Consider the following 19,469-nt stretch of genomic DNA (forward strand, 5'->3'; position numbering starts at 1 on the left):
GGACTTACCTTAACGCAGGTTCTGGTCTTGCTGATTTTTGGCGCCTATCAGCAACGTAGCCTGGTGATGCATTGGGTGCGCGGATTGCTGGTTTTTGCTTTGGGCCTGGCGGTTTATTTCTTTTCAGAAACGTCATTGATATATGGCCGTCATAGCGCTTATATTGCCACCTCAGTCACGATTATTGCACTCGGTGTGAGCCTGTTCGCCAACGGTATTCGATTGCTTAGAGGCTATCGCGTCTATCGTTACCGCACCCTGGTGGTGATCACGGTGATGCTGGCTGGCAATGCTGTAATGATTAATATGTATCTGCCAGACAGATGGTTGCTGTTGTTCAATCTGACGGCATTGATGTATGTCTTTGGGCATGCTACGCGCAGCCTGGTAGGCCACGGCAAGGATTTTGTGGCCCACGTTTTCTGGCTGTGTTGCAGCCTGTTTGCTCTGGTTAGCCTGATGCTGGCCGTACTTGCGGTCAAGGTCGTGTTAACGGATGACAGTCACTTGCACACATTTCCGCATTGGCCTATCCATGCCTATCTCACCACGATCATGATGCTGTCGATGGTGACTGTGACCAGTTTGATGTTATTGGTGATGCATGTCCGCGCCCAGGCTGGATTGCAGGCGATTGCCACCATGGATGGCTTGACAGGTGTATTAAACAGGCGTGGCTTGCAGGAAGCTGCCACGCGCATGCAGGCTGTTTCACAACGCCTTCGCTTGCCCATGGGGATGTTGATGGTCGACCTGGACTATTTTAAAAAGGTCAATGATGTCTATGGCCACTTGGTAGGCGATGTGGTACTCAAGTCATGTGCTGGCACCATACGCGCGGCATTACGTGGCGGCGATGTGATTGGCCGCTATGGGGGAGAAGAGTTTTGTGTCCTGATGCCCAACACGGGTGAGCATGAAGCAATGATATTGGCGGAGCGTATCCGCCGTATTATTGAGGTGACCCCGGTGAATATTGCCGGCGTGGAAAGCATGCGTAGCGAAACACAAGCCATCAAATGCACGGTCAGTGTTGGCGCAGTCAGTTCGGAGACCGTAGGTTATGTGCTCGAAGGGCTATTTTCTGCGGCTGATCAGAACCTATATAAGGCCAAAAAAGAGGGCCGTAATCGCATTGCCAGTAATGTTGAGCAATTACAGGCCAAATCAGCGGAAGAAAGTAAGCCTGCCAAACGGCATGCCAGTCTTATTGCTTAAAGATGTTAAAGCCGTTTAAAGTGTATCGGCTTCTGGTTGCGCCTGCTCTTCTGTTTTTTTAGCCGTATTTTCTGCCGCGAGTGCCAGCATCTCAGCCCTGCTCTGCGGAGACTCCAGGCTAACCCGGCCAATCGCTCCACTCCGATAGTCCGTGAGGAGGGCCATGGCCGTGCGTTCCATATCCCATTCACCATCGTTACGTTTGTAACTGCGGCGTTTGGCAATGGCTTCCAGCAGGTCAATACCATCTATGCTATTCACATCCAGCTTCATGGCATCCAGTTTGTAACGCGTATTCATCAGCGCAGGGTATTGTTTAAGCAACAGGTTGCCCAGGAATTCGGCCACATCTTCATCAATCACGGCATTGCGGCCAATGGCATGACTGGCAGCCAGCAGATAGCCATCCGATTCATGTTCGATTTTTGGCCACATCATCCCTGGCGTATCCGTAATATTGAGGCTGTCGCTGAGGTCAAAGCGCTGCTGGCTTTTGGTCACCGCCGGTTCGTCGCCGACCTTGGCAGCGCGACGATTAAGCAGGGCATTCATCAATGTGGATTTGCCAACATTGGGAATGCCCATGATCATCATGCGTAATGGTTTTAAGGGGGTGCCGCGGTGGGGCGCCAGTTGCCGGCACAAACCAGGAATTTTCTTGGCATCGCCCGGTTTTTTGCAGGAGAGGGCGACCGCTTTGGTATTGGGCTGGCTGTTAAAGTAATTCAACCAGGCCTGGGTAACTTGAGGGTCGGCCAAATCAGCTTTGTTGAGAATTTTAAGGTTGGGGCGCTGGCGGAAATTGCGCATTTCCTCAATCATGGGGTTATGACTGGCTGCGGGGATTCGTGCATCCAGTACTTCTATCACAACGTCAATATGCTCCAGTGTTTCTTCTGCCTTTTTGCGGGCAGAGGTCATATGCCCCGGAAACCATTGTATCGCCATATTTTTGCTCCATGCTCAACTCAAAAAATACGGTATCAATGTCTCCGTACCTGGATTGTGTAAGCACTAATTCAGAAGCACGCACACAATCAAGGCATTATTTTAACATTTAAGCGAAAACTCTCTAAATGCCAGAGGTTGCTGCTTATTTCCAGCTGTAACCAAGAGTGAAGAGCGCGCGCGTGTCGCCTTTTTTGCGGTCATCCACAGGGCGACTATCATAGTTATAGTCTACCTGGGTGGACGCACTCAGGCCAAAAATAAAGGGAAAGCGTAAACCCGTGGAGCTATAGACCAGGACTTGCGAGGGCGATCTGGGTGTATACAACACTTCGTGGCGATGGAATGCCTGTACAAAAGAGTCAAACAAATACTGGTTATAGTTCACCGCCCAACGCAATGCGAGATGGTTTTCGTCCGTGTCTTCATAATAATCCTGCTCGATCCAGGTTAAACCGCCTTCCAGTGAAAGGTTACGCTTGTCCCCTTCAAAAATCTGATAACCGGTACCCACACCGTACTGGCTACGTAGCTTGATATCCCTGAAGCGATCCTTTTCCTGGATGGTGTTGAGGTAGCTAAACCATTTTTTGGTAAAAAAGTGGTCATACTGTCCGCGGACGCGGGCGTTATTCTGTGTCTGATTGCCATTATCCTCTGCCCAGTAGTAAAAACCCTGGACGGTATACCGATCTTCCAGACCACGTAAGACTGACTCACCATTGAATTGCATGTTGCGGTTGTCGCTATTGCCACTGTTAAAAGCCCCGCCAAGGCTGAGGTTACCAGTCCAGACATAGCCTTCACCTATGAGGTCTCGAGTGGGGTTGATATAGCGAATCTCGTTGAGCTCAGTATCCACCAAAACGGTATTGGTTTCCTCATCCAGGATCACCTGACCTTCTTCGGCATGTACAAGCCTTCCGTTGACGATGCTGCCATCAGCCAATTGCATGAGAATGGGTTTATCAGCATCTATGCTATGAATATCGTTCCAGTTGATTTTGACTTCGTCCGCATAAGTGGTTTTGACGCTGAGTTTGTTGGAGATTTTGGCACCCAAGGTGCCGGTGATTTTATCGCCATTTTTTAACCATACCGTATCCGCAACCACTGAGTTTGTAAGTAGGAAGAGCGTGAGCATAAAAAACTGGGCGGCTTTGAGGTGTATTCGTGAACAAACAAGAAACAGCTTGGTTAAACTGTCAGGCATAAAAATTCCCCTGGTACGATTGAAACAACAGCGCTGCAAGGCAGCAGATTGATGCAGCATATGCCAACATAGCTGCAAAAGTGGCAGTGTTTATTTGCATTGATTGCGCATCGATTTAACTGCCTATGATAAACAAGATGTTCAAAACAGCCTTTGAGTTCCCGAGAATGCTTCAGGGGAGGGCATGGCAGCCATAGCGATACTGTTTCGGCGACATGTTAAACTTGCATATTTAGTATTTTAAAGCACTCATCCGCATGGTCAACCTACAATTGCCACCCGAAGTGAAGCCTGGCCAATCCCTCCCGTTATTGCAGGCACTGCATATATTGACGCGTGATGGCAAACTTAACCAGGACAGTCGCCGCAAACTCAAGCAAGTCTACCATTTGGTCAACTTCATCGAACCATTGATGCAGGTGGTGATGGAGAAGCAGCCTCAACCAGTGTTGGTGGACCATGGCGCAGGCAAGTCTTACCTCGGGTTTATTTTGTATGATTTATTGCTCAAGCAACATGCGGGCGGCCAGGTAATTGGCATTGAAAGCCGAGGCGAGTTGATTGAAAAGTCACGCCAGCTGGCGCTGGAATGTGGTTTTGACCGCATGCAATTTGAGCACCTTACCGTGGCTGAGGCCATGGCGTCAGAAAAATTACCGGAAGCAGTGGATATCGTGACTGCATTGCATGCTTGTAACACCGCCACAGATGACGCAATCCAGTTTGGTTTGCAAAAGCAGGCAAAGTTTATGGTGTTAGTGCCTTGCTGCCAGGCCGAGGTGGCTGAAGTGATGCGCCAGCACAAGGCTGAAACTCTCTCTAAAACGTTTTTGAGTGAGTTGTGGCGCCATCCTATCCATACTCGTGAGTTCGGTAGCCAGGTGACCAATGTTTTGCGCTGCCTGGCGCTGGAAGCACAAGGCTACCAGGTGACCGTCACGGAGCTGGTGGGCTGGGAGCACTCCATGAAAAATGAACTCATCATTGCCAAATATACCGGACAGCGCAAACGGAGTGCGCGTGAGCGGGGCCAGCAACTATTAGAGCAGCTGAATCTCACTAGCTTGTCGTCGCGTTTTAATTTCGAGTGACCGTGGATTAAATCCCCATAAAAAAACCTCTGACGCTGGGGTAGCATCAGAGGTAAATGGAGCGTATTACTGCCCCAGGGAAGAGACTTTACTAAAAGTGGGTTTAGAAACGTTTGCCTACACCAAAACTAATCACCCATGGATCGATATCCAGTTTGTCAATTTTTGTCCAGCGGCCAGTGATCGCACTATTCAGTTCAACATCTGTGTCAATCCAGAGACGCTTCACATCCGCGTTGATGAGCCAGCCATCTTTCAGGTTGATATCAAACCCTGCCTGCAGCGCAGCGCCGAAACTACTACGGTCAATCCTGATTTTTTCACCGTTAATTGCGCCCGCTGAGCCTCTCAAATAGCGGTCCAGCATAAAGGTCGCATTGATGCCGGCACCCACATAAGGGTCAAATGTTGCGTCTGGATTAAAGTGCCATTGTACGGTGAGCGTCGGTGGCAGGGCATCAATGCTGCCCAAATTCTGGTTGCCAACTACCCCTGCACTATCACCACTAATCTTGACATCATGCTTTGTGCCCAATGCCAGAATCAGTTCCGTAGCAATATTTTTGGTCCAGTAGTAACTGATATCAAGCTCAGGGATAGTATTGCTGTCCACTTTGAGTTCAGCGCTTGGTGTCATGACGTTAGCAACATTTTGGTTTACGTATTTACCCAGGCTGCTGTCTTCATTTGGTTTGACATTGGTGGCACGCAAGCGGACTACCCAATCGCCTTGTTCTGCCTGTACATTCATGGCAGGCAACAACGCTGCCAACATTAAACTGATTGCGGTTTTTTTCATTGTGATCACTCCATTAGTGCATTGAACTTGTGTGCATTGTAGGTTGGCAATCACCAGGGGGTATTGACGCAAGTCAACTTGACTTGATTTCTCAAAAACATTGCCGTCAGGAGCGATGTCACCTAGCGGCATAAAAAAACCAGTTCTAAAACTGGTTTTTCGGAGGGGGGCTGAATCAGTAAGCGTTACGTTGTTTCCAGGCATCATCCAGCACTTTGGATTTTTGCTCAAAAATCATTTTTTTGTTTTCAAGGTCCTTCTCGGTCTGAGCTTTCTCAGACTGGTATTGCTTTAAGCGTTCCTGCTCGCGTGCGACAAGCGCTTCTTGAGATTTGATTTTTTGTTCGAGATCACTGAGCTTACTCATGGCATCACCCACGGCATCGCGTGCGCTGGCAGCCTCAGCCTGCTCGTTGCTGATATTACGGGAAAATGCTGGCTGGCTCAGCATCGTGGCCAATAATAGAACTAGAAAAGACTGTAAACGCATTTAATACTCCGTTAGAAAACGTCATCAGACGAAAGAATGCCGTAATTATAAGGCGAATGACGATTAGTTAGTAAACCTCAAGGATAGAAGGTTCCTGTGGCTTGATCACAAAAAGGATCGTATAAGAGATCGCAACGGGCAACAAAAAACCCGCCTTGGGGCGGGTTTGGTTCAGCGTGTGATAAGCACAATCACTGATTATTTGTTCATGACGTACATTGTCACTTCAAAGCCAAAACGCATTTCTGTAGCAGCTGGTTTAGTCCACATGATTGGTCTCCTTTTGGTTGTCAAGTAACACATCGTGTTTGATGTGCTTGTATGACTTCTACTATACGCCCGTGTTTCAAAATAAACCTGAAGCGATCACGTAAAATCAGCTCATGATTTTACGTAGTTTGATGAGGTGCTAATGCAGTCTGAAATGATCGCGATTCATGTACAATGACAGATTTTCGCAACAATGTTGCAATTCTGGAGAGGTGATGCGTTACTTGGTTATCATGATGATGATTTCTCATCTATCAGGTGCATTTGCACAAGCACCATTTGTTGGCATTGGCCAGCACGTGTCGGCGGGAACCGTGCAAGCATGGATGCAGCCCGTCGGACAAACGGCATTGCCGATCACGGTCATCCATGGTCAATTTTCTGGCCCGGTATTGACACTGACTGCTGGGATTCACGGTGACGAGTTTCCAGCGATATTTGCTTTGCAGCAATTGGCCCAAACCATACGGCCTGACCAACTGCATGGCACATTGGTCTTGGTACACCTAGCCAATCTGGAGGGTTTCCACGGGCGCAGAATTGCCCTGAGTCCGGTGGATGAGAAAAATCTCAATCGTGAGTTTCCTGGCCGTGCGGATGGCACACTGACCGAACAGATTGCCTATTTTATGACTGAGCAGATCATTAGCAAGACCGATTATCTGATTGATATTCACTCCGGCAGTGCCAACCAGACGCTATTACCTCATGTGTATTCTCCAGTCATGCATCAGGTCGAGCTGGATGAGAAAACATTCGCATTTGCCAAATCACTGGACATACCGCAGATTGTGCTATACGACGAGCGTCCCCATGACCCTGCGCATTCCATTTCCTATCCGAATACGGCGCAAACCAGAGGCAAACCAGGGCTGACGCTGGAAGTCGGACAGTTAGGGCAGCGCCCAGCTGAGGATAGTGCCCTGATTGTAAAGGCGTGCCTGAACGCCATGCGTCATTTAGAGATGCTTGATGCGTCAGCGGTAAACGGCAGTGCTGTGGATGCAGCCACTGAGCCGCATAAGTTAAAGCCGGTGCTCTATCGCAAGCTAGTGGAGGTGCGCAGCACGGTGACCGGCATTTTTTATCCGCTGGTCAAGGTCGGTGAGACCGTGGTTGCAGGGCAAGCGGTGGGACGAGTAGAAAATTACTTTGGCCAGCCATTGGAGACTTTACATGCACCGGTAGCAGGGACGGTGCTCATGCAAAAAGAAACACCGCCCATTCGCCAAGGCGAGTCAACCACTGATATTGGCGTGCCGCAATAAATATCAGTGTTCAATCAGACCCCGTTGATTCAAAGGTTGGCAGGTGCTGGAAATCTTGCTCGGTCAATGGTTTTTCTTCAAACAAGAACGGGTACGCAGCATGCCGCAAGGCGGTATGAAAGCGCTCAATCCGTTTTCTATGTGCAAGCAAGTGCGTCACATTGCTTTGCGCAATCTCTTCCAGGTTGCGTTGCACCCAGACTGTTGGTAACACCCAGGCCAGCAGTCCCGTCGCACGATCGCGTTGCATCAATGTGTGTTCACGTTCAACGATCTGAGGTTGCAGTTTGACATCTGCCATATGTTGAAAGGCGAAATACCATTTCCAGTGAAAACGGCCTGTGACAGGCGGTGTGTCTTTCCACTGTGGGTACAATGCATAGAAAGGCCTCAGCGTGTCTTCTTTTGGTAAATCCCAAGCGCCATGCACCCATTGACGGTGCTGCAAGGCGATCTGGCTACCGTCCTGCACAGGGTAACGATAATGCAGCCACAGCTGGGAAAGGTTAGGCAGCACAACACAGAGCATGAGCCAAATGCTGGTCAGCAACATGGCATTGAAGTTGGCATTGAGCGCGCGTTTACGCAGGCTCACGGCGGCGCACAATACGGCCCAGAAAAAAATGTAGAGTGCAGTGATTGCCAGCACGCGTAACAATGGTGCCAGCGAAAGCTTATAAAGCCCGGCAAACACTAACACCGGTAGCGCAAAGGTGAGTGTGATGAGCAGCCAGCGCGATAACACGCGTTTACCCCAGAAATAAAGAGGCTCTTTGACCTGGCTATGCAGGAACAACAAGCGCTGCGCCTGTTGTTCACTGGCTTTGAGGTCATGCATGAGGGCGATGCATAGCAAAGGGGCAAAAAATACCAGCAAAAAGGCATAATCAAAGCTGCCCAGCATGACATATTCTGGGTGATGCGACTCACCATCATAGAGCTGGCCCTGCAAGCCCAGTAAACGTATGCGTTGCACAGATGGAATGACCAGACGGTTACCCAGGGCAATAAAACTCCATTCACCAGGCGCATGATAAATATTGTGGAACAGGTAGTAACCCAGCTCTCCTGCATCCATCGTTTTATCACTATCTGACGGTCCTTCATGGCTGTGATGCTCGAAAAAATCCGGCTTGCGCAGATTTTCTGCCCGTGTGGCCTCGTTGATCTGGGCGTGGATGTGACTGATATTCTGCCAGCCGTTAAACAAGCTAAACCCCGTTAACAAAAGGCTAAGAAAAAGCAACGAAATAATGCTGCGTTGCTTAAGCAGCAGGGTCAATTCATGTTTCATAAGCGGTGGGAAACTTTAAAAAGCAGTATGCCTGGCAGCAACAGCCAGCCGAACAGCACCAGGAAGCCAGCGAGGATGCTAGGTTGGCTCACGGTGAGGGAGGGCAGGGTGATTGGCGGTCGAGGCGCTTTCTTCCAGAAGTCTGCAGAAAGACGCGTGTTCTTGTCGTCATGCTGCTGGACTTTGAACGTATGGATCTGGTTCAGGTATTGGATTAATTGATAGCGCCGGGCTTCAGATTGCCGGATAAAGTCCTGATGGTGCGGCAGGTCATTCCCGCTACCTGCCATCTGTATATATTGCAGTGCCAATGCCGGTGTGAACCATAACCAGCGCCGGATACTTTCATTCTGTTTCGCCAGTTGTGCGTCGTGCAATGCCTGTTGCTCCCGGTAAACGGCCGTGGTCAGGCGTTCGCCTTCCTGCATGAGCAGGCCCTGGTAGTTGACTGGCAAGTCTTCGATCCGGCTGACCTGGTATTTGTTGAGGATGCCCTGTTTAAAGGCCAGGAAATGCGGGTCGTCTGGGTTATGGCTATCCCCTATGGTTTTTAGTTTTGCTTCCGCATGATATTCGGCTTCGGCACGTGGCTGGGTGGGATGATTAATCTGCGCCAGATTCGCCAGTCCGCGCGGAAAAATAATACAGACGCATACCCAAACCAGCAGCAAGGTCAGTAAAGCGCCATGGAGTTGCCTGCTGAACCATGACACAGTGACAACCAGCATGCACCAGCTGGCGATGTATAGCGATTGCGCCAGCAGCATGATGGATAACCTGACTGACAGCTGTTCGCTGTGCCAACTCCATGCTAACGTCAACAGTGCTTGCAGGCACAAAAGTAACAGTAGCGGTAAAAATAGTGCCAGCCATTTTCCTGCTGCAATTGCCCAGCCAGGGATGCCATTGCCACGCATGAAAGCCAGAATGCCGGTGATTTTGTCAGAAGTGACGGTGGCATACGCAATCATGATCAAAAATAGCGGCATCCACCATTGCACGATCATGGCTGGCGTCATCAATGAAAAACGTCCTAGCGTGGTGGCTTCGGTCGCCGGGTTAAAGTTGGCACTGTTCAGGCGGTGCGCTTCCAGATAAACCAAATGACCGGACTGGTCGAGTATGCCAGGCTCGATCACACTGAGTGGATGTACCGGCTTGGCGACGAAATCGCCGTAATGCGAGACGCGATGCGGATGACGGTCCGGTTGAGATTGCCAGTCATGCTGACTGCGTGCCGTGACTTCATCCACCGTGCGTGCATGGTCTTGCCAGTGATGATGCGCCGCAAGTACAGCAATCGCCCATAGCGTCACTAACACCATGAGCAAAAGCACCGGCACACGCGCATGCCATAATCTGCACCATTCATTGCAGGCGATTTTCCAGATCAGTGAAGTCATGCTTGCCCCTGATATAGTCTCTGCAGGCGATCCAATGTGAATGTTGACTGATCCAGCGCTATCGGCGCTAGCTGGCCATGTGTCAGCATTAGTAAGCGGTCAGAAAAGCCAATGGCTGACAGGACATCATGGGTGACGACCAGCACGCCCATGCCACGTTGCTTGCATTGAACAATTAGCTGGTTGAGCTCCTCGGTCGCCTGGGGATCCAGCCCGGAGTTAGGCTCATCCAGCAACAGCAGTTTTGCCTGCTTTGCCAGCGCAAATGCCAGCATCACTTTTTGCTTCATGCCCTTGGAATATTCACTGCAAGGCCGGTGCCAGGCTGTTTCCGGCAAGCCTGCCAGGGTCAGGCAGGTAGCAATCTCTTTTTGCTCGCCCACATGGCTCAGACTCAAGAAATAGCGGATATTCTCTATGGCTGAAAGATGTCCGTAGACAGCAGGTTGCTCAGGCACATAGGCAAGGTGGGACAACGCCCGCTGCCGGTCCTGCGCCATATCAATCCCGGCAATCAGGATATTGCCTGTTTGCTCGGCGCTGTCATGTAAGCCTAAAATACTTTTTAGCAGGGTCGATTTACCGGCACCATTACTGCCCAATACTGAGACCACATGACCCGCTTCTACGGTTAAATTCAGCTGATTCAAGATGGAACGACCCGCAAATAGCAGGCTCAACTGCTGTACAGAAAGTAAGGATGTCATCAGTAGTCCAATGTAGCGGTCAACATGAAATTGCGGCCTGCACCTGGGGCGAAGTTAACGCCTCCTGCACTGCCGTTTGAGTTGAAATCGAAGACATACTCATAATAACGATCAAAAATATTATTCGCTAACAGGCTGACACGGCCCCAACTGGTTTTGTAATCGATATTGGCATTGGTGAGCGTATAGCCGCCATATTTGCCACCGCGATTACTTTCATTGATGTAGTAGTCGCCCTGGCTGTCAATGTGAATACGGGCAATCCAGTCTGCGTTGGGTACAAACTGCAGACCCAGTGAGGCAGTGTAGGACGGGATGCTGCGAATGTTGTTTCCCCTGAACTCAGGGTTTTGAGCGTTTGATTCTTCAATCTTGGCATAGACCCTGGAAACATTGCCCCAAAAGCTGAATGCATCATTGAGTTTGTAATCGAAGCTGGCGTCGACGCCTTGCCTGCGGGTGGCGCCAAGCAAGCGGCGGGTACCGTCAATATTGATGAATTCATCATCTGCCTTTTGTTGCCAGTATGAGAAGCGGGTGTTCAGATCAGTATGCCATGCACTTTTGAGACCGATTTCCCAGCCGTCATTGATGGCTACATCCACCGGCACCGTACCGCCACGCGTATTCAAATCAGTTCCGGTAGGCGTCTGGAAGCTTCTTCCAGCGTTCGCAAACAGGGTTTGTTGCTCACTCAAATTAGCAAATACATTGAATTTAGGTTGTACTATCGTTTGGTCATCCAGCAATGTGGTGACTAAAGTCGTTCCGTTATTCACAAAACGATTTTTGGGGGCACTGCTAAGTCGGTCAACGCGATAAGCCATATTCCAGCGTAGCCAGTCTAACGGGGTATTCTCAACCTTTGCGTAAACACCTTGTGCCGTAAAGTCGTATTCTGCGTCGCGGCGGATGGTGGTTAACCGCTGACGAAACTCACTGACTTCCTGATGCTCGATATCGTAGCCTGTTTCAAATGACCATTGCGGATTGATTTTCCAATTTAATTTTGCAATCAATCCTGTGGAGGTTTGATCATCTTGTCGATTCTCAACCCCTGGCGAGCCAATAAAGCGCACACTGCGTTCACGATCAAAATTCTGCCAATAGGTCTTCAGGCTTAAATCCACATCGTTGTTAAAGAAGTAGTCATAATGCAGGCTTAAATGCTTGAACTCTTTTTCGCCACTATCATTCAGTGCATTCGGAGCCACGCCTCTGCGATCATCTCGCGCCTGCTGTTTTGACATAAAGCCTGGGGCTTCAGGCGAGTTGTATTTGCCATACTTGGCACTTAACGCCAGACTAGACTGCTCAAAATCCATTTGCCAGCGTCCGGACAAGGCAATTTTTTCGTTCACTGTATGATCGCGGAAACCGTTGCCTTTGCGATAGCCAATCGCATAGTTCTGCGTAAAATTGCCTTGCTTTTCGCCATAATAGCCCTGCATTTCGCGGGTTTGAAAACTGCCATAGCCAAACTGCAATTGTTTGCCCACGTCTTTGCGCGTTTCTATCTTGTAGTTGCCCGCGGTCGCAAATAGGCCAGTGGTGGCATCGCTGGTGCCCTTAAATACCTGAGCACTCTGGATATTGGTTGGGAATAAATAATCGAGCTCGCTCAAGCCTGAAAACAGGTTGGAAGGAATGCCATCTACCAGCACTTTGGCATTAGGTGTTTCGCCGTCACCACTAAAGCCGCGGATAGAGACTTCGGTGTTAACGATGCCCTGACTGTAGCGTGACAAGACGACACCAGGCGTTTTGCTAAACAGCTCCAGCGTATCGGTCACATGTTCATATTCCAGCTCTTCGCGTGTGATGACATCGACAGAGCCTGCCAGCCCTTTGTCTGTCGTGGTCACTTGTTCTTTTTTACCGAGAACAACGACACTATCCAGCTCCACGCTGACTGCCGTTTCATCCGTTTGATTTGCATTGCTTTTATTGGTTTTTTTTAACGCAATGGCGTCTTCGGCATACACTTGAGTTGCCGGCAACACCATCATTGCCAGCAAGCTGGCAATCGTTTTTTTATGCATCATGATGTTTCTTCCCTATAAATGTCTCGTAAAAAAATATTAAAAATTTTTCCGGAATCCTCGCTCTAGCAGCAATTTGAGCTTGTTAACTGCGAAGATATTAAGCTTACTCAGAGAGACTTCCTACCAAATCGTATCCAGTGCCAGGACTACGCGTGTGACGCCCGGCGGGATCTGCGGCGAGCGGTGAATCACTCCGGCGTGATCATTACCTTGCCAACGGCTACCTTTCAACAATACAAGCGCATGTTGCGAGGCCTGCCGCAAGCCTTGCGGATGCAGAATAAGCGCTGAATGAAAGGCTTCAAGCGTTGCATGGGTGTGTTTCAAAGCTGCTCTATTGCAAAAGGCGTCCTCCAACCACTCAGTCCCCGGGCCAGTGTAGGTACAAAGTAGCCGGATGCCGGTGCGATCAATATGAAACCTGGGACACATGGCTTGTGTGAGCACTTCGAGTCGGAGGCCTACCTGCGGGCAATCCATGAGGTCGGCATATAGCTGGACTAATTGGCAGATATCAGTCAACAAGGCCATTTTTCCTGCCGCTTCCGGTAATCGCCATTGATGATCCAGCATGTCTGGGCTTGCCTGCTCAGGGGGCAGTGTTAGCCTGAAGCCACCTGCCATTTTTGCGCTTACCTGTTGCAAGTAGTGTGTTAAAGCTGGTTGCTCAGGCCGGGGTACCACCGTGATCTGCTGTGCAGGCTCAAAAATAGACAGTAAATCCATAGGATTAAAGTCTGGCCAAACAGTAGCGACAGACGCTTGGCTGGTGGGTGAGGGGAGGCTGGTCAACATGATTAAACTACCTCCTCCAGCGCAGCCTCGTCTTCATCCTGTAGATTCACTGACCAGTGTGGGAATGGATCTGGCAGCTTGCGCCAGGCTTCCATCCCTTGTGCAAGCTCACTTTCCGTGAGCAGGCAGGCATCAAATTTAGCCGTTAGTGCAGCTTTGTCCATCTGCATGCCGATGATGACCAGCTCCTGCTGGCGATCACCATAAGGAGCTTGCATGCGCGAACGAATATGTTGCAGACTTTCTTCATCCTGGGGCCAATGTATTGCGGGGGTGGCCGCCCACCAGATACCCGCCAGCTCGGTGCGCGTGACCGCTCCGGCCTGTGACCACATGGCGCAAAACTCCGGGCGCGAGGCAATCCAGTAGCGGCCTTTGGAGCGGATTACGCCTGGCCATTCGCTATTCAGCCATTGCCATAAACGTTGCGGATGAAACGGGATGCGTGAACGGTAAACAAAGCTTGAGATGCCATATTCCTCGGTTTCTGGTACATGCTCGCCGCGTAGCTCTTGGAGCCAGCCTGGTGCTTCAGCAGCCTGGTCGAAGTCAAACAGGCCAGTGTGCATGATGCGGTCTAACGGCACCTTGCCAAAACTGCTGTGCAGGATGTGTGCACGCGGGTTAAGCGTTTTGAGGATGCCTTCCAGCCTGGCAATTTCCTCCAGCGTCATCAAATCGGTCTTGTTCAACACCAGCACATCGCAAAATTCAATCTGGTCGACCAGCAGGTCAACCACGGTACGTTCGTCTGCTTCGCCCAGGGATTCTCCTCTGTCAGTCAGGCTTTCCTGTGAGCTGTAGTCCTTGAGAAAATTGTAGCCATCCACCACTGTGACCATGGTATCGAGTTGTGCCACGTCAGCAAGAGACACGCCTTCTTCATCGGCAAACGTGAAGGTTTCGGCAATCGGTAAGGGCTCCGAGATACCGGTGGTTTCAATCAGTAGGTAATCAAAACGGTTTTCCTTGGCCAGGCGGGTGATCTCGACCAGCAGGTCTTCTCGCAAGGTGCAGCAAATGCAGCCGTTGCTCATTTCGACCAGTTTTTCTTCCTGGCGTGATAGCTCGGCCCCGCCGTCGCGTACCAGCTGGGCATCGATATTGACTTCAGACATGTCGTTGACGATCACCGCGACACGCTTGCCTTCGCGGTTATTGAGTACATGATTCAACAGCGTGGTTTTCCCCGCGCCCAAAAAGCCGGAGAGTACGGTGACAGGGAGTTTTTTGAGACTAGAAGCGCTTAAACCAGACATAAATTGAGTCCTTGCGTGAAAAGTTCTTTAGGGAGGTCGGTACCTATAAATACCAGCGTAGACACTTTGCGCTCATCAGGCTGCCATTGCGTGGTATGGTCACCACTCATGAGCATGTGTACGCCTTGAAAAACAATGCGTTGTGGATCGTTGTAGGCATGCACAATGCCTTTGTAACGCAGTAGCTGCGGGCCGTAATCATTGATCATGGTTTCGAGAAAGATTTCCAGTTTTTGCAGGTCAAATGGCCGCTCGCTACTAAACACAAACGAGGTGACGTCGTCATCATGCTCATGACTCACATCACGCAAAAAGTCTGGTTCGATTTCCAGGATGGCATCTAGTGAAAAACCATCAATATCCAGAATCTGCCTGAGGTCGGTTTGGCCAAAATGCACGCTGTGAATGGTGGCCCGGGAGTTGATGTTATGCAGCCTTGCCGAGAGCGCGCTCACTGCTTCTGGCGTGACCAGATCCGTTTTTGACAACAGAATACGGTCAGCAAACCCGACTTGCTCTTGCGCCTCATGGTGCGCATCCAGTTGCTGCATGGCATGCACCGCATCCACCACCGTGATAATGGCATCCAGGTGGTAGTTGGCATAGACGACATCTTCGACAAAAAAAGTTTGTGCGACGGGCGCCGGGTCAGCCAGGCCCGTGGTTTCGATAATCACGCGGTCAAAGCTAATTTCCTGTGCTGCACGTTTTTGCGCCAGATCGCCCAGTATACGCACCAGGTCGCCACGCACGGTGCAGCATATGCAACCGTTATTCATTTCCACGATTTGCTCGTCACCCTGAAACAACAGCTCGCCGTCTATGCCGCTCTCTCCAAACTCATTTTCAATCACGGCAATGCGCTGGCCGTGTTGTTCTTGCAGAATGCGGTTAAGCAGGGTGGTTTTACCTGCGCCTAAAAAGCCGGTCAAAATTGTGACGGGTATTCTGGGTGTGGCTTGCGTCATGCGGTTCCCCAAAGTGTAATGATCTGTTGCTGAATAAACGGTGAAATCCAGGCCACGCCGAGACCACAAGCAATCAACAGGCATTGCACCAGTAAATCCTGCGGGCGATATTGCGTTTGCAGCGTTGGCACTAAGTCTGCCAGGGCGATGTAGATAAAACTGGCCGCGGCCAGTAACAAGGCGTAGGGAATCAACGGAGCGATATGGGTAAAACTCAACCAGCCAACCAAGCCACCCAAAATCATGGCCGAGCCCGAGAGCATATTGAGCAGGAGCGCACGGGATTTACTCAAGCCAGCATTGATCAACACCATAAAATCTGAAATCTCTTGCGGGATTTCATGCGCGACAATCGCAAACGCTGTCACCCAGCCCAACTTGATATCTGTCAGGAAACTGGCCGCCAGCAAGATGCCATCGACAAAATTATGGATGCCATCGCCCAGCAGAATAATGGCCACTTGGCCACCAGACTGATGTTTTGCAGGATGTGTAGAAACAGGTGCAGTGTCCGCATGATGGAAATGCCGCCACAATGCCAGCTTCTCCAGAATGAAAAACAACAACATCCCGGCTACCAGCATCCAGCCTGCGTTGGTTAGGTTGATGCCTTGATTTAAGGCTTCCGGTAATAAATCCGTGAAAGCAAACCCGAGAAGAACACCAACGGCAAATGCCACCATGCGTCGCGCATGATTGGCGAACAGGGTATTGGATAACCAGCCGGCGATCAGTACCGAAACCACACCACCGGCGGTACAAGCCAGCATTAAACTGGGGAATAACATGCTTGAACTTTAAAATGCAATTTTGTTGCATTTTAAAGGTTGAGGGATTTAATTGCAACAATGTTGCAATTATGATTAGTTAAGATTTTGTGAATTAGAGTGTCTCAGATCAATAGCATTGTCCGAGCGTAAGCTTGTCATTAGGATAGACTTACGTTGGCAGGATATGAAAATTTAAGATTTAGATTGAGAGGGCTAAAAAATAACGACAGTATTCGATTCGGCGAACTAACCTCTCTTGGCAACTTTTCTAGAAATAAGTTTATGCATGATCCAGGGTAGGGGCGTTTTGCTAAGCCACTGTCTATGGTCTGCCACCCACGGATAGGTTCGGCTAAGCAAGGGCCTTAATATTCGACTGGACCAGAGTTTGCCAATCTTTGTGAAGCCTGTCACGGTGTATGCCGCGGCAAACACATCGACACCATTGATCCAGCGTCCCATGGCGTCTTGCGCATGAATCCTGTTCATCAGGGCGTCACGCGTGACTGGGCAACTGTCGGGTAACTGCATTGCAGTTTGTGAACAGTCGACCAGTATTAACTGGTTTGTATCATCAGCTTGCTTCAGCGTCTCCATTTCAGTCCGACACAAGGGACAGGATGCATCGTAATAAATGGTCAGCGGAAAGGTAATTTCTGAGCGCATGATTAAGTTCTCAAAGGAATTCTGCTAGATTAAAGCGCTGGTCTTAGCCCTTGAATCCACTCACTTATGAGCATCAAAAATCACGCAAGTTCGCGTGCTCATTGCGTCTACAACACCAGCAGGTTAAGCGTGTACGACTGCAGTTGTTTTCTGGCAATCCGGACACAATCCCTTCAAGCTAATCTCAATATTTGACACCTGATAAGTATCAAAAATCGCTTGTGGAATATGTGCAGCGAGTTCGTGTATGCATAACACGGTGCCGCAGGACTGGCAGAGCAGGTGGGCGTGGCCGTGGTTGTTAAGCATGCCCGGAGAGGAGCTGCTCGGCGTTTTAAAACTACGTTTTGGGCTGTTTAACTGGTATTTCCATGCACGGTCTTCGGTGGATATTTTGTGGATGAGGGCATTTTCCTGCAACCAGTCGAGGACGCGATACACCGTGACCCGGTCAATTTCTTTCACGCCTTGCAAGGCGTTGAGGATTTCAGGCTGACTTAAGGCGGTATGCGAGTTGATCAGCGTCGTGAGCACGGCCGTTCGTGCTTGTGTAGGGCGTAACCCGGCTTCTATCATCAATTGTTCAGCGGTAACCATGGCTAAAATTATGAACTACACGACAGCATGGAGCAACCCGCCTTTTGTCTTGCCCAGTTGGGGCGCTTTTCCGCAAACTTTTCTTTGCCAGGCTGCAGGGTATACGGGTGGCGTAATACTTCCAGTAACTCCAGCAGGCGGCTATTGTCGCCAGTTGTGGCTAAATTAATGGCTTCTTGCGCCAGGTAATTGCGCAGCACATAGACCGGATTGGCGGCAGCCATGCGGTGCTGGCGTTGCTCTAATGATTGCTGGGATTGCGCCAGGCGTTGGCAATAAGTCATGAGCCAGGCCTGGATATCCTGGTTAAAATCTTGCCAGCCTTTTTGCGTGTAAAAAGCGTTTTGCAGCGTGCTCACTTGCGGCTGTTGCAGGTCAATCTGCGCAAGGTGGGTAAAAAATAGTGTCTGGTCAATTTCGGCACGGGTCATGATCTCAAAAATCTGGTTGATGAGCTCGCCATCCCCCTCCTGCCAGCGTTCAAAGCCAAACTTGTCAGCGAGGTTAGTGGTGAGGGCGCGGAAGTAAGTCTGGTCATAGGTAGCTAATCCGTCTTCAAGGCCTTGTTGCGAGGGCAGGATAGTACTTAAAGCTTCTGCGAGCCGTTCAAGATTCCAGCGTGCAATATCGGGTTGGCGGCCAAAGCAATAGCGCCTTCCTTGGGCATCCGTCGTGTTGGGTGTCCAGCCAGGATCAAAATTGTCTATCCAGCCATACGGGCCGTAGTCAATCGTCAGGCCGAGGATAGACATATTGTCGGTATTCATCACGCCGTGGACAAATCCCACGCGCATCCAGTGCGCGATCATCACTGCCGTACGGGCGCACACTTCTTCAAACCAGGCTTCAATCAGTTCGGGGGCAGGATTGTTGACATCCAGCTGCAGGCCGGTGGAAGGCCACCAGTCGGCAAAATCGCGGTCCAGCGTAAAGCCAATCAGGCGTTTTAACAGCCCAAGCTCTTCGCGACTGGCAAGCAGTTCAAAATGCCCAAAGCGCGTGAATGAGGGCGCCACGCGGCAGACAATCGCGCCTGGTTCGAGCTGCGGATTGCCGTTGTAAAACATATCACGGACGACTTGGTCGCCAGTGGTGACCAGGCTCAAGGCTCGCGTGGTTGGTACGCCCAGATGGTGCATGGCTTCCGAGCATAAAAATTCGCGCAGGCTGGAGCGCAATACCGCGCGGCCATCGGCTGAACGTGAGTAGGGGGTTTCGCCAGCGCCCTTGAGCTGTAACTCAAAACGTTTTCCGCCATGCACCAGTTCACCGAGGTAAATCGCCCGCCCATCGCCCAGTTGACCAGCCCAGTGCCCAAACTGGTGGCCGCCGTAGCGGGTGGCATAGGTAAACATGCCGTCCAGCATGCCATTGCCGCCCAGTGTTTCTATCAGTTCGCGGTCTTGCAAGTCGGCGGCTGTGAGGCCCAGCATGTCGGCCACTTCTGCGCTGTAAGCGATCAGTTGCGGATCTTTAACGGGTGTCGGTTGTACAGCAGACCACAAGCAGTCACTGACTTGTCTGGTGTAGTTGTGGCGGATAAGGTCGCCCGGTAGTTCTCGGACAAAACGGTTATCAAAATTAAGCGGCTTCATCATGTTATTTTAGTCGGTCTCGCCGCTTAAAGTTCACTGCTTGCCAAAAAACAGTGCGCTTCTCGGGTAAAAT

19 protein-coding genes are annotated in these 19,469 nt (G+C 50.4%); 3 read left to right on the forward strand and 16 right to left on the reverse strand.

Going from position 1 to position 19,469, the window contains the following annotated elements:
• Window positions 1-27: 27 nt before the first annotated feature.
• Complete coding sequence (locus F463_RS0100540) at window positions 28-1,218, forward strand: GGDEF domain-containing protein (RefSeq protein ID WP_245545088.1); 1,191 nt, start codon at window positions 28-30, stop codon at window positions 1,216-1,218.
• A gap of 15 nt (window positions 1,219-1,233) precedes the next feature.
• Here F463_RS0100540 and ylqF read toward each other — a convergent pair whose 3' ends face one another.
• Both ylqF and F463_RS0100550 read right to left on the reverse strand, forming a co-directional pair.
• Window positions 1,234-2,166 carry a ribosome biogenesis GTPase YlqF gene (gene ylqF / locus F463_RS0100545; protein WP_018985080.1) on the reverse strand — a complete coding sequence of 311 codons (933 nt, stop codon included), beginning with the start codon at window positions 2,164-2,166 and terminating at the stop codon, window positions 1,234-1,236.
• Between the two features lie 145 nt (window positions 2,167-2,311).
• Window positions 2,312-3,379: a DUF481 domain-containing protein gene (locus F463_RS0100550; protein WP_154649998.1), complete on the reverse strand. Its 1,068-nt coding sequence runs from the start codon at window positions 3,377-3,379 to the stop codon at window positions 2,312-2,314.
• Between the two features lie 257 nt (window positions 3,380-3,636).
• On the opposite strand from F463_RS0100550, the gene F463_RS0100555 reads away from it, so the two are divergent.
• The gene (locus F463_RS0100555; protein WP_018985082.1) at window positions 3,637-4,470 is read left to right on the forward strand and encodes a class I SAM-dependent methyltransferase; all 834 of its coding nucleotides are present in this window, start codon (window positions 3,637-3,639) and stop codon (window positions 4,468-4,470) included.
• Between the two features lie 103 nt (window positions 4,471-4,573).
• Here F463_RS0100555 and F463_RS0100560 read toward each other — a convergent pair whose 3' ends face one another.
• From F463_RS0100560 to pqqA, 3 genes are all read right to left on the reverse strand, one after another.
• Complete coding sequence (locus F463_RS0100560) at window positions 4,574-5,269, reverse strand: OmpW/AlkL family protein (protein WP_018985083.1); 696 nt, start codon at window positions 5,267-5,269, stop codon at window positions 4,574-4,576.
• A 175-nt stretch (window positions 5,270-5,444) separates the two neighbouring features.
• Window positions 5,445-5,759 (reverse strand): hypothetical protein, encoded by a 315-nt coding sequence (locus F463_RS0100565; protein ID WP_018985084.1) that lies wholly within the window; start codon window positions 5,757-5,759, stop codon window positions 5,445-5,447.
• 198 nt (window positions 5,760-5,957) lie between these two features.
• Window positions 5,958-6,029: a pyrroloquinoline quinone precursor peptide PqqA gene (gene pqqA, locus F463_RS15225; RefSeq protein WP_081624291.1), complete on the reverse strand. Its 72-nt coding sequence runs from the start codon at window positions 6,027-6,029 to the stop codon at window positions 5,958-5,960.
• Between the two features lie 215 nt (window positions 6,030-6,244).
• Between pqqA and F463_RS0100570 the strand changes: the two genes are divergently transcribed.
• On the forward strand, window positions 6,245-7,297 hold the full coding sequence (locus F463_RS0100570) for a M14 family metallopeptidase (protein ID WP_018985085.1): 1,053 nt from the start codon (window positions 6,245-6,247) through the stop codon (window positions 7,295-7,297).
• Between the two features lie 10 nt (window positions 7,298-7,307).
• Here the strand turns inward: F463_RS0100570 and F463_RS0100575 are convergent, their stop codons facing one another.
• The 11 genes from F463_RS0100575 to F463_RS0100625 all read right to left on the reverse strand — a co-directional run bounded on the left by F463_RS0100575 (window position 7,308) and on the right by F463_RS0100625 (window position 19,399).
• Window positions 7,308-8,507 (reverse strand): DUF3526 domain-containing protein, encoded by a 1,200-nt coding sequence (locus tag F463_RS0100575; protein WP_245545089.1) that lies wholly within the window; start codon window positions 8,505-8,507, stop codon window positions 7,308-7,310.
• An 80-nt stretch (window positions 8,508-8,587) separates the two neighbouring features.
• Window positions 8,588-9,994: a DUF3526 domain-containing protein gene (locus F463_RS0100580; RefSeq protein ID WP_018985087.1), complete on the reverse strand. Its 1,407-nt coding sequence runs from the start codon at window positions 9,992-9,994 to the stop codon at window positions 8,588-8,590.
• A complete protein-coding gene (locus F463_RS0100585; RefSeq protein WP_018985088.1) occupies window positions 9,991-10,701 on the reverse strand; it encodes an ATP-binding cassette domain-containing protein in 711 nt (236 codons plus the stop codon). Before F463_RS0100585 ends, F463_RS0100580 begins: the two co-directional genes overlap by 4 nt.
• Window positions 10,701-12,746: a TonB-dependent receptor gene (locus tag F463_RS0100590; protein ID WP_018985089.1), complete on the reverse strand. Its 2,046-nt coding sequence runs from the start codon at window positions 12,744-12,746 to the stop codon at window positions 10,701-10,703. Before F463_RS0100590 ends, F463_RS0100585 begins: the two co-directional genes overlap by 1 nt.
• A gap of 120 nt (window positions 12,747-12,866) precedes the next feature.
• Window positions 12,867-13,541, reverse strand: a complete 675-nt coding sequence (locus tag F463_RS0100595) for a DUF1826 domain-containing protein (protein WP_018985090.1) — start codon at window positions 13,539-13,541, stop codon at window positions 12,867-12,869.
• A gap of 2 nt (window positions 13,542-13,543) precedes the next feature.
• Window positions 13,544-14,800: a zinc metallochaperone GTPase ZigA gene (zigA, locus tag F463_RS0100600; protein WP_018985091.1), complete on the reverse strand. Its 1,257-nt coding sequence runs from the start codon at window positions 14,798-14,800 to the stop codon at window positions 13,544-13,546.
• Entirely contained in the window at window positions 14,788-15,768 is a 981-nt protein-coding gene (locus F463_RS0100605) for a CobW family GTP-binding protein (RefSeq protein WP_018985092.1), read from the reverse strand. Before F463_RS0100605 ends, zigA begins: the two co-directional genes overlap by 13 nt.
• On the reverse strand, window positions 15,765-16,556 hold the full coding sequence (locus tag F463_RS0100610; RefSeq protein WP_033412977.1) for a ZIP family metal transporter: 792 nt from the start codon (window positions 16,554-16,556) through the stop codon (window positions 15,765-15,767). The genes F463_RS0100605 and F463_RS0100610 overlap by 4 nt, the downstream gene beginning before the upstream one ends.
• A gap of 228 nt (window positions 16,557-16,784) precedes the next feature.
• Window positions 16,785-17,204 carry a thiol-disulfide oxidoreductase DCC family protein gene (locus F463_RS0100615; RefSeq protein WP_018985094.1) on the reverse strand — a complete coding sequence of 140 codons (420 nt, stop codon included), beginning with the start codon at window positions 17,202-17,204 and terminating at the stop codon, window positions 16,785-16,787.
• Window positions 17,205-17,327: 123 nt separating this feature from the next.
• Window positions 17,328-17,801 carry a Fur family transcriptional regulator gene (locus F463_RS0100620; protein ID WP_018985095.1) on the reverse strand — a complete coding sequence of 158 codons (474 nt, stop codon included), beginning with the start codon at window positions 17,799-17,801 and terminating at the stop codon, window positions 17,328-17,330.
• Window positions 17,802-17,809: 8 nt separating this feature from the next.
• The gene (locus F463_RS0100625; protein ID WP_018985096.1) at window positions 17,810-19,399 is read right to left on the reverse strand and encodes a protein adenylyltransferase SelO; all 1,590 of its coding nucleotides are present in this window, start codon (window positions 19,397-19,399) and stop codon (window positions 17,810-17,812) included.
• Window positions 19,400-19,469: the final 70 nt, after the last annotated feature.

Origin of the sequence: Methylophilus methylotrophus DSM 46235 = ATCC 53528, from assembly GCF_000378225.1 — a bacterium.
Classification (GTDB): Bacteria; Pseudomonadota; Gammaproteobacteria; order Burkholderiales; family Methylophilaceae; genus Methylophilus; species Methylophilus methylotrophus.